The sequence below is a fragment of the Arthrobacter sp. SLBN-122 genome, assembly GCF_006715165.1.
GTDB lineage: Bacteria > Actinomycetota > Actinomycetes > Actinomycetales > Micrococcaceae > Arthrobacter.
On sequence record NZ_VFMS01000001.1, the window covers coordinates 3,485,273 to 3,499,629 of the forward strand.

Genomic DNA, 14,357 nt, shown 5'->3' on the forward strand with positions numbered 1-14,357 from the left:
CGAAGTGGCATTGGACATTCATCGGCAGATCCCTGCGTCCTTTGAGCGCGTGCAGCGCAATGAGTACGGGTACAACGCCAAGCAGGTGGACCAGTTCCTGCAGCGGGCGCGGGTCTCCCTGGAAACGCCCCAGGCCGCCACAGAGCCCGTCAACAGTGCCGACGTCAGGGCCGTGTCCTTCGACCCCGTCAAGGGCGGCTACTCCGCCACCGTGGTGGACGCGGCCTTGGACCGGCTCGAGGACGCTTTCGCCCGCCGGGAGCGGGATGAACTGATCGCGGCCCACGGGGAAGAAGCCTGGCTGCGCGAAATCGGCAACCTCTCCGGCATCCTCCGGGGGCGGCTGCACAGGCCCGACGCAGACCGCTTCCGCCGGCCCACCGGCAGGAAGGCCCGCAGCTACAACACGGACGACGTCGACCGGCTGTGCCACGAACTCATTGCCTACCTTGAGCAGGACAAGCCGTTGAGCGTGGACAGCGTCCGCCGTGCAGTCTTCCGCCCGGCGGTTGGCAGGGACGGCTACGAGGAGTCACAGGTGGACGCGTTCCTGGACCGTGTCGTTGAACTGATGGCCGCCATCGACTGACGGTCCACGGCCGGAAACGGCGCTTATTCCGTTGCCGGCGGAGTGGGGGAGAGCGGTGTGAAATGGCGCCACAGAGCGCGGTAGCGCCGGCCCCCGCGCACGACGGACACGGCGAGGAACCCAGCTCCGCACACTGCGCCCGCCACGAAGGCAACTGCCTTGTCCGCCCCGGCCAGCGTCACCAGCAGGCCCGCGAGGATGGCAATCAAGGCAGCGTTCGCCGTGGTCATGAAGATCATGCTGCTGCCGGCCACTTGGCTGAAGTTGCCACGGCTTCCAAAGAAATAATAGGTTTGGTGGGCGCCGGCCTCGTCGTCGTGGTGTGCGGCCATGAGGTAGGGAGCCACGCCCGGGTCAAGGTCCACGTACGCACTCCGCAGCCGGTTCATGGCCGTGACATACATGAGGTCCTCGTAGGCAACGTTCATGACGCGGAGCTGGGTCAGCAGTCCGATTGCCACATCGATGAACAGGACCACCACGGCCAGCAGGACAAAGGCATCCGAAAACCCCGTGGCCTGCCCCACCAGCGCCACGCTGACCAGGCTTGCCGACGTGAAGGTAAGGAACATGCTGATCCGGGTCAGCACCTCGCCTTGGGCGGTACTGCGCGATGCCAGCAGGCCCCAGTGTTCCGTGGCGAGCAGCTGGGCCCGCACGGAGGCCGGGACCGCACCCTGCCGGTGGGACATACCGCCGTCCTCGATGGACATGGCGTTATTGTCCTCCCGATCCCCGTTCGGTCGCCAGCGGCCGCTCCGGAGTATGGAGGCGGGACATGGTCCGTGGCATGGTGGCGGGGATCCGGTGGGCGGTGGCCCGGGACACGATGACCATGACGGCGAAGGCGGCAGGAACGCTCCACGCCGCAGGCTGCGCGAGCCAGGCCGGGGTCTGGCCTAAACCGGACATGCCTAGACCGGACAGGCCGGCACCGGACAGGGAGCCCGCAATCATCGCCCCTCCGCAGAGCATGCCACCGGTCAGCATGCCGGCAATGGCCCCGGCGTCCGTCAGGCCGCGCCACCAGATGCCGAGCAGCAGGACCGGGCATACCGTGGAGGCCGTGAAGGCGAACACCAGGCCGACGCTGCCGGCCAGTGCCAGGGAGCCGGTCATGAAGGCAAAACCCAGGGGGACGACGGCGGATACGACGGCGGCGAGGCGGAACCCGCGGACGCTGCCGCCCAGGACGTCCTGGCTGATGACGCCGGCGAGGGACACCACCAGGCCGGAGGTCGTGGACAGGAACGCGGCGAAGGCGCCCGCCACCACGAGGGCGGAGAGCAGGTCCCCCGGCAGCCCGCCCACGAGTTCGCCGGGCAGCCGCAGGACCATGGCGTCCGGCTGTCCTGATCGGGCCAGGCCCGGCGCGTACATTCGGGCCACCAGGCCGTAGGCAGTGGGGAAGAGGTAGAACACGGACAGCAGGCCCAGGACGATCAGCGTGGTGCGCCGGGCAGACTGCCCGTCCGGGTTGGTGTAGAAACGCACCAGCACGTGGGGCAGCCCCAGGGTGCCGAACAGCAGCGCCACCAGCAGGGACACATTCTGGTACAGCCCGGCCGGCGCCAGGTCCGTAGGGTTGACCGCCGGCAGCGACTGCGGCTCGGCACCGTTCCCGGCCAGCACGAAGATGATGAACAGGATGGGCACGGCCAGGGCCGTCAGCTTGAGCCAGTACTGGAACGCCTGGACAAACGTGATGGACCGCATCCCGCCCGCCACCACCGTCAGGCACACCACCACCACGACAGCCACGGAACCTACCCAGGGCGGCAGTCCCGTGGCGATCTGGATGGTCAGCGCGGCGCCGTGGAGCTGCGGAACAATATAGAGCCACCCGACCAGGACAACCACCACGCTGGTGACCCTGCGGACCGTCCTGGACGAGAGCCGGGATTCGGTAAAGTCCGGGATGGTGTAGGCGCCCGAACGGCGCAGCGGGGCGGCGACGAAGAGCAGCAGCATCAGGTAGCCGGCCGTGTATCCCACGGGGAACCAGAGTGCGTCGGTCCCGGACAGCAGGATGAGCCCGGCCACGCCCAGGAAGCTGGCGGCGGACAGGTACTCGCCGCCGATCGCGGACGCGTTCCACCACGGGCGCACAGTGCGCGAGGCAACGTAGAAGTCTCCTGTAGTGCGTGAGATCCGCAGCCCGTAGAAACCGATAATGGCAGTGGCGAGGGACACCACCGCCACTGCTGTTATGGCGACCCCGGCATTCATGGGCGCCTCACTGTTCACCGGCAAGGTCGCGGTACCGGGCCTCGTTGCGGGCCGCCGTCCTGACGTACAGCCAGGCACTCAGTCCGATCACGGGGTACATCCCGGCACCCAGCAGGAGCCAGCCGAAGGGGATGCCGGCGATCCGGGTTTCGGCCAGGCCGGGAACCATCACCAGGATCAACGGGAACGCGGCAAGGATCAGCAGGAAGCCGCCAGCCACCACCAATGCCAGCCGCAGCTGGGACCTGATCAGGGAGCGGACGAATACCTGTCCCACTTCGGAGTCCTGCGCCGCTTCGCGCGACTCGAGCGGACGCCGCCCGGCCGGCGCCGGGGACCGGAGGGACGCGTGCGGGGCGGTGACCCGGACGCGGGTCATGCGTGCGGCCTGATCCTGGTGGCCTCCAGCTTCTCCCGCACGGTGGGCAGATGCCGCCGGCTGATGGGAAGGCCCGCGCCGGCCACCGTGACGCGCGGCCCGTCAGCCGCCAGCTTCATTGAGGACACATGCTTCAGGGCCACCAGGTAGGAGCGGTGGGTGCGGATGAAGCCGGCGTCCGCCCACTGCTGTTCAAGATCTGCCAGCGGCACCCGGATGAGGTAGCTGGCGTCGGCGGTGTGCAGCCGCGCGTAGTCCCCCTGGGCCTGGACGTAGGTGACGTCGTCCCGGCGGATCATCCTGGTGGTCCCGCCCTGGTCAACGGTGATCATCTCAGGTGCCGCACCGCCGTCGCGCAGTTCGCAGATCCGCCCCACGGAACGGGCCAGCCGTTCGGCGCGCACCGGCTTGAGGAGGTAGTCCACGGCGGCGAGTTCGAACGCCGCCAGGGCGTGGTCCTCGTCGGCGGTGACAAAGACAACGGCCGGGGGATTGCTGTTCCGGGCGATGGCGCCGGCGATGTCCAGGCCGGACACGGCGGGCATGTGGATGTCCAGGAAGACGGCGTCGATGCTTCCGGCAGAAAGGGCCGTCAGTGCTTCAGCGCCGGACGTGGCCCGCAGCACCTTTCCGATGCGATCGTCCCTGCCCAGCAGGAAGGCCAGTTCTTCAACGGCGGGCAGCTCATCATCAACGACGAGGACGTTAATCATTCTCCTAGGGTACTTCCAGCCGGGGTGCCGGCCTCACGCATCGTGCCCGGGCTGGGACTTTGGCACCCGCATGGTGATCAGCGTTCCCTCGCCCGGCGCCGTCTCCACCACCAGTCCGTGGTCGTTGCCGTACACCTGGCGGAGGCGGGCATCCACGTTCCTCAGCCCCACGTGGTCCCCGTCGGTGTGTCCCGCCAGCACCGACCGGAGCTGCTCCGGATCCATCCCCACGCCGTCGTCCTCGATGGTGACCTCCGCGAAAGCGCCGGCGTCCTCGGCAGTGATGGTGATGTGGCCGGGCCCGGCCTTGGCCTCAAGCCCGTGCCGGACGGCGTTCTCCACCAGCGGCTGCAGGCTGAGGAAGGGGATGACGGTGCTGAGTACCTCGGGCGCCACCCGCAGGCTGACCTGGACCCGCTCACCGAACCGGGCCCGTTCCAGGAGCAGGTAGCGGTCAATGCAGCGGAGCTCCTCTGCGAGGGTGGTGAAGTCGCCGTGCCTTCGGAACGAGTACCGGGTGAAATCGGCAAACTCCACCACCAGCTCCCTGGCCCGCTCCGGATCGGTGTTGATGAAGGACGCGATGGCGTTGAGCGAGTTGTAGATGAAGTGCGGGCTGATCTGGGCGCGCAGGGCCCGGACTTCCGCCTCCATCAGCAGGGTCCGGGAGGCGTCCAGTTCGGCCAGTTCCACCTGGACCGCCACCCAGTCAGCCACTTCCCCCGTTGCCCTGACCAGGCCTGCCCCCGCGGAAGGGGCGAAGGCGGCCACAGCGCCCACGATCCGGGTGCCCGCCCGTACGGGGGCGATGACGCCGGCGAGGCGGCCGCCGGTCCCATCGCCGCCCGCAGACAGGACGGCGGTCCGGCCGGAGGCAAGGACCCCTGCGGCAAGTTCCATCAGGCGCGGCCTGATGTCCTCGGCTCCGCCGTCCCAGGCGAGTACGCCCGAGGTGTCCGTAATGGCCAGGGCATCGCAGGCCAGGAGGGCGCGCAGCTGACGGCTCGCTTTCGCCGCCCCGGCGGGGTTCAGGCCGCGGCGCAGGTGCTGCCCGGCCTGGGAGGCCGCGTGGAGCGTGTGGTAGGTGGCGCGCTCGGCGTCAGTGCCCAGGTCCCGGAAGGAGCGGAGCACCTTCAGGCCCACGCCGACGACGACGGCGATGGCCATGGCGATCACCGCAACGGCCGCTGCGGTGAGGAGGGGGGAGTCCGGCATGGTGCCCAGCGTAGCGGCGGGTGCCGTTTGCCGCAGCATCGCAACCGTTGAGCGACCGTGGCGGCCAGCTTATGGAATGGACAGGGCAACGGACGGCAGAGTGATTGGTGTCACATCTCAATGAGGAGGAACGATGGGTCACGATGCCCATACTCCGGACGCAGCGGCGTCCGTGGACTTCGAACAAGTCCAGTCGACCGGGCAGTTCCAGGAATTGCGCAAGCGACACCGCAGCTTTGTCTTCCCCATGGCAGTGGCCTTCCTGCTGTGGTACTTCGCCTACGTCCTGCTCGCCGACTACGCGGTGGGCTTCATGTCCACCAAGGTATGGGGCAACATCAACGTCGGCCTGATCCTGGGCCTGCTCCAGTTCATCTCCACCTTCGCCATCACCGGCTGGTACGTGCACTACTCCAACCGGAAGCTGGACCCCATCGCCTCCGAAATCAGGCATGAGATCGAGGGCCACGAATTCGATAAGGACGGAAACCGAGTGGGCGGAACCAACAAATGATCACAATTCCAGCTGCGGTGGACGTCGCCGCCCTCAAGGACACCACCCTTTTGAACATGGGCATCTTCGGCCTGTTTGTGGCCGTGACCATGGTGATCGTGCTCCGGGCCAGCCGCAACAACAAGACCGCCGCCGACTACTACGCCGCCGGGCGCTCCTTCACGGGCTCGCAGAACGGCACAGCCATTGCCGGCGACTACCTGTCGGCAGCATCCTTCCTGGGCATCACCGGCGCCATCGCCATCAACGGCTATGACGGGTTCATGTACTCCATCGGCTTCCTGGTGGCCTGGCTGGTGGCGCTGCTGCTGGTGGCTGAACTTCTCCGCAACACCGGCAAGTTCACAATGGCGGATGTGCTCTCCTTCCGGCTGAAGCAGCGCCCCGTACGGATCGCGGCAGCCATCTCCACGCTTGCCGTCTGCTTCTTCTACCTGCTGGCCCAGATGGCCGGCGCCGGCAGCCTCATTTCGCTCCTGCTGGGCATCAGCGACTGGGGCGGACAGGCGCTGGTGATCATCGTCGTCGGCGCCCTCATGATCATGTACGTCCTGATCGGCGGCATGAAGGGCACCACCTGGGTCCAGATAATCAAAGCCATGCTTCTGATCGCGGGTGCCGCCGTCATGACCCTGTGGGTCCTTGCCATCTACGGCTTCAACCTCTCCGCCCTGCTGGGCGGCGCCGTGGAGACCGCCAACAACCCGGCCGTCCTCAACCCGGGCCTGCAGTACGGCAAGTCGGACACCTCCAAGCTGGACTTCATGTCCCTGGGACTCGCCCTGGTCCTGGGCACAGCAGCCCTGCCGCACGTCCTGATGCGCTTCTACACCGTGCCCACTGCCAAGGAAGCCCGCAAGTCAGTGGTCTGGTCCATCTGGCTCATCGGCCTGTTCTACCTCTTCACGCTGGTGCTGGGCTACGGCGCCGCCGCGTTGGTGGGTGCCGACACGATCAAGAGCGCCCCGGGCGGAGTTAACTCGGCCGCGCCGCTGCTGGCCTTCCACCTGGGCGGCCCGCTGCTGCTCGGCTTCATCTCCGCGGTGGCGTTCGCCACCATCCTGGCGGTGGTGGCAGGCCTGACCATCACGGCCGCCGCTTCCTTTGCGCATGACATCTACGCCAACGTCATCGCCAAGGGCAAGGCCGACGCCGCCACGGAAGTCCGGGTGGCCCGGCGCACCGTGGTGGTGATCGGCATCCTGGCCATCCTTGGCGGCATCTTTGCCAACGGCCAGAACGTGGCCTTCCTGGTGGCACTGGCCTTCGCCGTCGCTGCATCAGCCAACCTGCCCACCATCATCTACTCGCTGTTCTGGCGGAAGTTCACCACCCAGGGCGCCGTGTGGAGCATGTACGGCGGCCTGGCCTCGGCGATCCTGCTCATCGTGTTCTCCCCGGTGGTTTCCGGAGCCAAGACCTCGATGATCCCGGGCGCCAACTTCGCCCTCTTCCCGCTGAGCAATCCGGGCATCGTGTCCATTCCGCTGGCCTTCTTCCTGGGGTGGCTGGGGACCACCCTGGACAAGAAGAAGGAAGATCCCGCCAAGCAGGCCGAAATGGAAGTCCGCTCGCTTACGGGCATCGGGGCCGAAAAGGCCGTGGACCACTAACAGGTGGACCACTGACCGATATGCCGGCTTTACCGGCGTAGACGGAAGGAGCCTCCAGCCGCAGACCGCGGCTTGGAGGCTCTTTCCGTGCCCCCTGGCTTTCAGGGAGGAGGTTCAGCGCCGGTGGTGGTCGTCCGGCCCGGGGTTCCCGTGGCTGCCGTGCGGGACGGCGTGCTGGCCGGCCGTGGAGGCGGCGAGGCCCGGCGTCGTTATTCCTGCCACCAGGACGGCGCCGGCGAAAGCTGCCAGCAGGAGCCGGCCAGGCCGCATTCCGGTCCCCACCGGAGCACTTGGAACCGGCTGCCGTTCCCTGTCCTGCAAATCACCGCGTTGCCGGACGGCGGCCCGCTGGAGCCACTCAAGCGATGCAATGATCATGAGCGTGAGCAGCAGCGCCGAAAGCTGCGTCAGGCTGAGGTTGGCGGCGGCGGGGGCAATCGGCGTGAATGCTATCGCGGCCAGGTGGACGGCGGCGGCGCCGGCCAGTACATACCGCGCCCGGGCCCGCCAGCCAGCCGGTCCCTGGCCAGGAACACCACGGCGCCGGCCAGCAGTGCCAGTCCCCAGGCGCCGGCCACCGTGCCGGCAAAAACGGCCGGTGGCGCCGCAGGTCCCGCTGATGCCGCAAAGACACTGGACGAGATGGCCAGGTTGAGCGATCCTGCTCCGAAGCCCGCGAACCCGGTGAGCAGGCGAACGGCAGGGCCCGCTTGGGACGTCTGGGCCTCCGGCACGGCTGTCAGAGCTGTTGGTGCGCTCCGGCCAGCCGGGGCAGCCGGCCGGAGCGAGGCCATTCCCGGCGACGCCACGGCTAGGCCCGGGCGGCGGCGGGGGACTTGTCCAGGGACAGGCCCACGCCGAGGAGGAGTACGGCGCTGGCGAGGTGGAGGACGTTGTCGGCGCCGTTCAGGGCGATGATGTTCAGCGGCGAGTTCAGCAGGAACAGTCCAACGATGCCCACCAGGAGGTAAACGGCGCCCACCGTCGCGTTCACCGTGCGGGCACTGTCCGTCCCGCGAAGCCCGGCAAAAAGAAGCGCGGCACCGATGGCGAGGTGGATGACATTGTGCAGTGGGTTGACTTCGAAGATGATCAGGTTCGCGCCCTCGGTGGCAACGAAGCCGACGCCGGACGTGACTGCGAAGCCCAGCAGGCCCACCAGGAGGTAGACGGCTCCGAAAATGGTGGCGACGAGGCGGTTGGGTGAGTTGCGCATGGCCAATTCCTTCCGATGGGGCGGGCAACAGTTCCCGCCGGACCAACAGGCCCCTGGGCGGGACCCTCGGAAGAGATTCGGATCATGGCCGTGGGTGGATGGGTAAAAAGATCAGTACCCTTTCCACTTTCCTGTCCGTCTAGGCCGCCGGCCGCAGCTTAATGTTGGTCATGAGGGGCTTGTCCTTGCCTTCGAAGCGGTATGCCAGGTCCACTTTCTTGCCGGTGCAGCTGATCTGGCCCACCACCTCCGCCGACTTGATCCCGTTCTCCGTGGAGACCTTAAGGTCGTTGTACGCGGGCTGGCAGGAGCTGTCCATTTCCAGGCTCTTCACCCCGGAGATGAAGGCTTCCTTGGAGAGCTGTTTCTGCAGGGCCGGGTCGAGGTATTCGTCGTAGGCGCGGGAGGTGTCGCCGGCGATGACCTTCCTGGTGAAGTCGTCCGCGAGTCCCCGGGCCTGGTTGGTTGCGCTGCCAACCACATTCACCAGGATGACGACGCCGAGGATCACCAGGAGCAGCACCCCGCCGAGGCTGCCAAGAATGATCCACAGCTTCCGACGGTTCCGTTGCCGGGGCGGTTCCCCCGGCAGTCCGAACGGGGCGGGCTGCTCCGGCAGCGGCGGCAACTGCCGAGGTGTGTAGCCCGTCCGGCCCTGCTGGTACGGATCCTGGGAACTGCTCAAAAGTGGAGCCTTTCGGGAACTGGCGCTGCGGCGCCGGCGAACTGGCCCGGGCCCTTCCCGGCCCGGCGATGACTGCAACCAAGCCTATAACCCCGCCTGCCGCCGTCGTGCGTGCAGCATGTGTGGAAGGTCCGCTGGTGGCGTTAAGCACCTTCTGGACTATGCCCCTTCTGAACTATGCACTTTCTGAACCGCGGTCCAGCAGGGGCTGCACCCGGAAAGGGATCAGTTCGCCCATGGCCAATGCGGTGTCAGCCCGTTCCACGCCATCGCAGGCAAGGATCTTGCCGTTGATCCGGAACAGGTCCTCGGCATCCCTGGCCACCACGCGCAGCAGCAAGTCTGCTGAGCCCGTCAGTCCGTAACCCTCCAGGACCTCGGGGATGGCTGCGATTTCCTCCGCCAGGTGCCCAAGCTTCTGCTGCTGCACGTGGACGGAGATGAAAGCCATGAGCGGATACCCCAGGGCGACTGGATTGATGCGCCGTTCGAAGGACAGGAAGACGTGCTTTTTCTCCAGCTGGGCCATGCGCGCCTGGACCGTATTGCGGGACAGGCCCAGCTTCTGCGCCAGGGCCACCACCGTGCGGCGCGGATCCTGTGCCAGTGCTGCCAACAGGCGGGTGTCAGTGCCATCCAAAGCTCGCATAATGCGCAACGCTAGCACGGTCCCAGTGCCTCATATAGGGCACTCTGCTCAACTTGATCCGCAGTGGTTGTACCCGATGGCCATTGTGAGTAGGGTCACAGTATCTGGGGCAATGACGCCCGGAAGGCCGGTGGCGGCAGGGCCAAAAGCTTCGAAAACCACAGGTCAACGACGTACGAAGGTTGCGGCAATCGTGTCTACAGACGAAACGGGCCCTGGCGGCGCACAAACCCCCGACATCGCAGGAAACCCCGGCGGAACGGGGCCGGATCTCCTCCAGCTGATCGCCCCGTCGGGTGAGCGCATCAGCCACCCGGAATTCGATTTTTGGGTCAGGGACATTACCGACGATCAGTTGTGCTCCCTCTTCGAGGACATGACCGTCATCCGCAGGATCGACGTGGAGGCCACGGCCCTGCAGCGGCAGGGTGAGCTGGCCCTGTGGCCCCCGCTCCTGGGCCAGGAGGCAGCCCAGATCGGGTCCGGCAGGGCGTTGCGGGCGGACGACTTTGTCTTCTCCAGCTACCGCGAAAACGGTGTGGCGTACTGCCGCGGTGTAGACCTGACGGACCTACTGCGGGTGTGGCGGGGAAACGCGTCCGGCGGCTGGGACCCCTACGGCATCAACATGGCAACGCCGCAGATCATCATCGGCGCCCAGACACTGCATGCCACTGGCTACGCCATGGGGATCCAGAATGACGGCGCGGACGCGGTGGCCGTGACCTACTTCGGTGACGGGGCCACCAGTGAGGGCGACGTCAACGAGGCCATGGTGTTCGCCGCCAGTTTCCAGGCCCCCGTGGTTTTCTTCTGCACGAACAACCACTGGGCCATCTCCGAGCCCGTGCGCCTGCAGTCCCACATCCAGCTCGCGGACCGGGCCTGCGGTTTCGGCATCCCCAACCTGCGCGTGGACGGCAATGACGTCCTGGCGGTCATGGCTGCCACCCGGCTGGCACTTGACCGGGCCCGCCGTGGCGGCGGCCCCACCTTCATCGAAGCCGTCAGTTACCGCATGGGCCCCCACACCACCGCAGATGATCCCACCCGCTACCGCGACGCCAACGAACTGGAGGACTGGGCCGCCAAGGACCCCATCTCCCGGCTCGCCGGCCTCCTGGACCGGAAGGGGATCCTGACCGCGGAACTGCAGCAGCAGGTCAAGGACAAAGCTGACGCCGTTGCATCGGAGATGCGCCGCGGCTGCACCACCATGCCGGAACCCCGGCCCATGGACATCTTCAAGCACGTCTACAGCACGCCCAATTCCTGGCTGGAACGCCAGCAGGACCATTACGCCCGTTACCTGGCGACCTTCGGGGACCCCGACGGAGCCGTTTCCAAGGAAGGTGCACGCTGATGACCCAGTTGACCTTTGCCCGTGCCATCAATGCCGGGCTGCGCAAGTCGCTGGAAAACGACTCCAAGGTGGTCCTCCTCGGCGAGGACATCGGTACCCTGGGCGGCGTGTTCCGGGTGACGGACGGCCTGCAGAAAGACTTTGGCAAACACCGCGTGGTGGACACGCCGCTGGCGGAGTCAGCCATTGTGGGCACCGCGGTGGGCCTGGCCTACCGCGGCTACCGTCCCGTGGTGGAAATCCAGTTCGACGGCTTCATCTACCCGGCGTTCGACCAGATCGTCAGCCAGGTGGCCAAACTGCACTACCGTACCCGCGGGGCCGTCAGGATGCCCATCACCATCAGGGTCCCGTTCGGCGGCGGCATCGGCTCGCCCGAGCACCACTCGGAATCGCCGGAAGCCTACTTCACCCACACCTCCGGCCTCCGGGTGGTCACCGTGGCCAACCCGCAGGACGCCTACACCGTAATCCAGCAGGCCATCGCCTGCGACGACCCCGTGCTGTACTTCGAGCCCAAGCGCCGCTACCACGACAAAGGCGAAGTGGACGAGTCAGTGGACCCGCGTTCCGCCCTGCCCATGGACAAGGCCAGGGTCCTGACCGACGGCAGGGACGTGACCCTGGTGGCCTACGGCCCCCTGGTCAAGACGGCCCTGGACGCCGCCTCCGCCGCAGCCGACGAGGGCATCTCCATTGAAGTCATCGACCTGCGCTCGCTGGCCCCCGTGGATTATGAGCCTGTGGTGGCGTCCGTACGGAAGACCGGCCGCCTGGTGGTGACGCACGAGGCCGCGCAATCCGGCGGGCTGGGGGCGGAAGTGGCAGCCAGCATCACCGAGCGGTGCTTCTACCACCTTGAGGCGGCTCCCGTGAGGGTGACGGGATTCGACATTCCCTACCCGTACTCGAAACTGGAAATGCACCATCTGCCGGGCCTGGACCGCATCCTGGACGGCGTGGACCGCGCCCTGGGCCGCCCCAATTCCCTGAGCGGGCTGGAAGGATGAGCGCCACCATGATCAAGGAATTCCGGCTCCCGGACCTGGGCGAGGGACTCACAGAATCTGAAATCCTCAGCTGGAAAGTGGACGTTGGCGACACCGTGAGCCTGAGCCAGGTCATCGCCGAAGTGGAAACCGCCAAGGCAGTGGTGGAGCTCCCGTCGCCGTTCGCCGGCGTGATCAAGGAACTCCACGAACAGCCCGGTTCCGTTGTGGAGGTGGGCAAGCCGATCGTCTCCTTTGAGGTGGCGGACGACGACGGCGCGCCACCTTCACCACGGTCCGGCGCCTTTGAGCCCGGGGCGGGGGAGTCCGCCGGGGAAACGCCGAAGGCAGGGGAAAGCCTGAAGCGGGAACCCAACCTGGTGGGGTACGGCGCCGTCGTGGAAGCTTCCGGCCGGCCAACCCGCCGGCCGCGGAAGCTTGCCCCCGTGGAGCCAGCCGCAATCCGGCCCCACGTGGTTGAGCACGTGGAAGACAAGCCCGTCCACTCCATCCCCATGGAGACCAGGCCAGCCGAAGATCACCACGCGGAGCGCCCCCGGTCCACGCCTCCTGTCCGGAAGCTGGCCAAGGACCTGGGCGTGGACCTCACGCAGGTAACCGGCACCGGTCCCGGCGGGTTGATCACGCGGGAAGACGTGCAGGGCTTTGCGGGGCATGCAGGAGAACCTGCCGGGGCCACGGCAGGGCAGGTGACGGTATCCGGTGGAACCCGGACGGGGGAGCGGGAGACCCGGACTCCCATCAAGGGCGTGCGCAAGCACACTGCGGCGGCAATGGTCCAAAGCGCCTTCACCGCGCCGCATGCCACCGAATTCCTCACCGTTGATGTCACGCCCAGCCTTGAGCTGCTGGCAAAACTCAAGAACAGCAGGGACTTCGCCGGAACCAGGCTCAGCCCGCTGACGCTCGCCGCCAAGGCCGTCCTGGTGGCCCTGCGGCGGAACCCGGCGCTGAATTCCCGCTGGGACGGGGACAACCAGGAGATTGTCACCTTCAACTACGTGAACCTGGGCATTGCAGCGGCCACCCCCCGCGGACTCACAGTCCCCAACATCAAGGACGCCGACGCCATGGCGCTCCCGCAGCTGGCGCAGGCGCTGACGGCGCTCGCAGATACGGCCAGGGCAGGCAAGACCACGCCCGCAGACCTTGCCGGCGGCACCATTTCCATCACCAACATCGGCGTCTTCGGGATCGATGCGGGTACCCCCATCCTCAATCCCGGGGAGGCGGCGATCCTTGGCCTGGGCGCGGTCCGGACCATGCCGTGGGAGTACAAAGGCGAGGTGGCGCTGCGCCAGGTGCTCACGCTCAGCCTGTCCTTCGATCACCGCTTGGTGGACGGCGAGCAGGGGTCCCGGTTCCTGGCCGACGTCGGGGCCATCCTGGCCGAACCCGGGATGGTCATCGCGATGGTCTAGCGGCCTGCTCCAAGCTAGGGGGCGGGCGCGCTGTCCACCATCAGCGCTGCCAGTGCCATCCGCTCGAGCAGCGGGCGGGCCGCTCCGGCCGCCAGCCTCCTGCCATGGCTCCGGACCGAGTGCGGGGTGGAATTGATCAGGCCGAACGTGGCGTGGGCACGCATCCGCAGCTCAGCCGCATCGGTTCCCGGGTGGACCCTCGCCAGAATGTCCACCCACACCTCCACGTAGCTGCGCTGCAGGGTACGCACCGCGGACTGGTCCTGCTCCGACAAATTGCTGAAGTCACGGTCCTGCACCCGGATCACGTCCGGCTTGCCGAGTGCGAAATCCACCTGGAACTCCACCAGCCGGCGCAGGGCAGCCAGGGGATCCGGCGCGGTGTCCACCACCTGGCGGCCGCCGTCCAGCAGTTCCTGGCTCACGGTGACCAGGAGATCGGCCAGGACGGCCTGCTTTCCGGGAAAGTGGCGGTAGACCGCGGGGCCGCTGACCCCTGCCGCCGCGCCAAGATCCTCCAGCGAAACGCGGTTGAAGCCGTTCAGCGCGAACAGTGAAGCCGCAGCGGACAGCAAAGCCTGCCGCCGGTTCTCCTTGGCCTTGCCGCGCTGGGTCGTTGGAACGGAGTGGGTCGTTGGAACGGGCTGGGCGGCAGGTACCGGCTGCACAGTATTGCTGGACACTTTTCCTCCTCGGACCGACGCAGATTCTACCAAGGCGGCCGTGTGTTGGACATCACAGTTAATCGAGACTAACCTGAA

General features: G+C 67.0%; 17 protein-coding genes. 6 read left to right on the top strand and 11 right to left on the bottom strand.

The window, feature by feature from the left end:
• The first annotated feature begins 4 nt into the window (after positions 1–4).
• Entirely contained in the window at positions 5–589 is a 585-nt protein-coding gene (locus tag FBY36_RS16020) for a DivIVA domain-containing protein (RefSeq protein WP_142120964.1), read from the top strand.
• Positions 590–612: 23 nt separating this feature from the next.
• On the opposite strand, the gene FBY36_RS16025 is transcribed toward FBY36_RS16020, so the two are convergent.
• From FBY36_RS16025 to FBY36_RS16045, 5 genes are read right to left on the bottom strand one after another with little or no spacing between them, the layout of a single operon-like run.
• Positions 613–1,302, bottom strand: a complete 690-nt coding sequence (locus tag FBY36_RS16025) for a hypothetical protein (RefSeq protein WP_142120966.1) — start codon at positions 1,300–1,302, stop codon at positions 613–615.
• 4 nt (positions 1,303–1,306) lie between these two features.
• Complete coding sequence (locus FBY36_RS16030) at positions 1,307–2,818, bottom strand: sodium/solute symporter (RefSeq protein WP_142120968.1); 1,512 nt, start codon at positions 2,816–2,818, stop codon at positions 1,307–1,309.
• Positions 2,819–2,825: 7 nt separating this feature from the next.
• A complete protein-coding gene (locus tag FBY36_RS16035; RefSeq protein ID WP_142120970.1) occupies positions 2,826–3,197 on the bottom strand; it encodes a DUF485 domain-containing protein in 372 nt (123 codons plus the stop codon).
• Positions 3,194–3,910, bottom strand: coding sequence for a LytR/AlgR family response regulator transcription factor (locus tag FBY36_RS16040; protein WP_142120972.1), 717 nt, complete (start codon positions 3,908–3,910; stop codon positions 3,194–3,196). The genes FBY36_RS16035 and FBY36_RS16040 overlap by 4 nt, the downstream gene beginning before the upstream one ends.
• A gap of 33 nt (positions 3,911–3,943) precedes the next feature.
• Positions 3,944–5,125, bottom strand: a complete 1,182-nt coding sequence (locus FBY36_RS16045) for a sensor histidine kinase (protein WP_142120974.1) — start codon at positions 5,123–5,125, stop codon at positions 3,944–3,946.
• Positions 5,126–5,258: 133 nt separating this feature from the next.
• On the opposite strand from FBY36_RS16045, the gene FBY36_RS16050 reads away from it, so the two are divergent.
• Complete coding sequence (locus FBY36_RS16050) at positions 5,259–5,639, top strand: DUF485 domain-containing protein (protein ID WP_142120976.1); 381 nt, start codon at positions 5,259–5,261, stop codon at positions 5,637–5,639.
• On the top strand, positions 5,636–7,252 hold the full coding sequence (locus FBY36_RS16055) for a solute symporter family protein (protein ID WP_142120979.1): 1,617 nt from the start codon (positions 5,636–5,638) through the stop codon (positions 7,250–7,252). Before FBY36_RS16050 ends, FBY36_RS16055 begins: the two co-directional genes overlap by 4 nt.
• A gap of 114 nt (positions 7,253–7,366) precedes the next feature.
• Here the strand turns inward: FBY36_RS16055 and FBY36_RS20905 are convergent, their stop codons facing one another.
• The 5 genes from FBY36_RS20905 to FBY36_RS16075 form a co-directional block, all read right to left on the bottom strand.
• Positions 7,367–7,630, bottom strand: coding sequence for a hypothetical protein (locus FBY36_RS20905; protein WP_235008867.1), 264 nt, complete (start codon positions 7,628–7,630; stop codon positions 7,367–7,369).
• Positions 7,631–7,701: 71 nt separating this feature from the next.
• The gene (locus FBY36_RS20910) at positions 7,702–7,986 is read right to left on the bottom strand and encodes a hypothetical protein (protein WP_235008868.1); all 285 of its coding nucleotides are present in this window, start codon (positions 7,984–7,986) and stop codon (positions 7,702–7,704) included.
• 77 nt (positions 7,987–8,063) lie between these two features.
• Positions 8,064–8,468, bottom strand: coding sequence for a DUF4383 domain-containing protein (locus FBY36_RS16065; protein ID WP_142120981.1), 405 nt, complete (start codon positions 8,466–8,468; stop codon positions 8,064–8,066).
• 139 nt (positions 8,469–8,607) lie between these two features.
• Positions 8,608–9,153: a hypothetical protein gene (locus FBY36_RS16070; RefSeq protein WP_142120983.1), complete on the bottom strand. Its 546-nt coding sequence runs from the start codon at positions 9,151–9,153 to the stop codon at positions 8,608–8,610.
• A gap of 175 nt (positions 9,154–9,328) precedes the next feature.
• Positions 9,329–9,802, bottom strand: a complete 474-nt coding sequence (locus FBY36_RS16075; RefSeq protein ID WP_142120985.1) for an Lrp/AsnC family transcriptional regulator — start codon at positions 9,800–9,802, stop codon at positions 9,329–9,331.
• 193 nt (positions 9,803–9,995) lie between these two features.
• On the opposite strand from FBY36_RS16075, the gene pdhA reads away from it, so the two are divergent.
• From pdhA to FBY36_RS16090, 3 genes are read left to right on the top strand one after another with little or no spacing between them, the layout of a single operon-like run.
• Positions 9,996–11,165, top strand: coding sequence for a pyruvate dehydrogenase (acetyl-transferring) E1 component subunit alpha (gene pdhA, locus FBY36_RS16080; protein WP_142120987.1), 1,170 nt, complete (start codon positions 9,996–9,998; stop codon positions 11,163–11,165).
• On the top strand, positions 11,165–12,175 hold the full coding sequence (locus tag FBY36_RS16085) for an alpha-ketoacid dehydrogenase subunit beta (RefSeq protein WP_142120989.1): 1,011 nt from the start codon (positions 11,165–11,167) through the stop codon (positions 12,173–12,175). The genes pdhA and FBY36_RS16085 overlap by 1 nt, the downstream gene beginning before the upstream one ends.
• A gap of 8 nt (positions 12,176–12,183) precedes the next feature.
• Positions 12,184–13,596, top strand: coding sequence for a dihydrolipoamide acetyltransferase family protein (locus tag FBY36_RS16090; RefSeq protein ID WP_235008869.1), 1,413 nt, complete (start codon positions 12,184–12,186; stop codon positions 13,594–13,596).
• Positions 13,597–13,610: 14 nt separating this feature from the next.
• Here FBY36_RS16090 and FBY36_RS16095 read toward each other — a convergent pair whose 3' ends face one another.
• On the bottom strand, positions 13,611–14,264 hold the full coding sequence (locus FBY36_RS16095) for an SACE_7040 family transcriptional regulator (protein WP_142122676.1): 654 nt from the start codon (positions 14,262–14,264) through the stop codon (positions 13,611–13,613).
• Between the last annotated feature and the right edge of the window lie 93 nt (positions 14,265–14,357).

What these genes read in the sequence shown, in the direction of transcription:
- FBY36_RS16045 (WP_142120974.1), bottom strand. Translation starts at nt 5,125, where the DNA reads ATGCCGGACTCCCCCCTCCTCACCGCAGCGGCCGTTGCGGTGATCGCC.
- FBY36_RS16055 (WP_142120979.1), top strand. Translation starts at nt 5,636, where the DNA reads ATGATCACAATTCCAGCTGCGGTGGACGTCGCCGCCCTCAAGGACACC.
- FBY36_RS16065 (WP_142120981.1), bottom strand. Translation starts at nt 8,468, where the DNA reads ATGCGCAACTCACCCAACCGCCTCGTCGCCACCATTTTCGGAGCCGTC.
- FBY36_RS16030 (WP_142120968.1), bottom strand. Translation starts at nt 2,818, where the DNA reads ATGAATGCCGGGGTCGCCATAACAGCAGTGGCGGTGGTGTCCCTCGCC.
- FBY36_RS16085 (WP_142120989.1), top strand. Translation starts at nt 11,165, where the DNA reads ATGACCCAGTTGACCTTTGCCCGTGCCATCAATGCCGGGCTGCGCAAG.
- FBY36_RS16040 (WP_142120972.1), bottom strand. Translation starts at nt 3,910, where the DNA reads ATGATTAACGTCCTCGTCGTTGATGATGAGCTGCCCGCCGTTGAAGAA.
- FBY36_RS16025 (WP_142120966.1), bottom strand. Translation starts at nt 1,302, where the DNA reads ATGTCCATCGAGGACGGCGGTATGTCCCACCGGCAGGGTGCGGTCCCG.
- FBY36_RS20905 (WP_235008867.1), bottom strand. Translation starts at nt 7,630, where the DNA reads ATGATCATTGCATCGCTTGAGTGGCTCCAGCGGGCCGCCGTCCGGCAA.
- FBY36_RS16050 (WP_142120976.1), top strand. Translation starts at nt 5,259, where the DNA reads ATGGGTCACGATGCCCATACTCCGGACGCAGCGGCGTCCGTGGACTTC.
- FBY36_RS16035 (WP_142120970.1), bottom strand. Translation starts at nt 3,197, where the DNA reads ATGACCCGCGTCCGGGTCACCGCCCCGCACGCGTCCCTCCGGTCCCCG.
- FBY36_RS16090 (WP_235008869.1), top strand. Translation starts at nt 12,184, where the DNA reads ATGATCAAGGAATTCCGGCTCCCGGACCTGGGCGAGGGACTCACAGAA.
- FBY36_RS16075 (WP_142120985.1), bottom strand. Translation starts at nt 9,802, where the DNA reads ATGCGAGCTTTGGATGGCACTGACACCCGCCTGTTGGCAGCACTGGCA.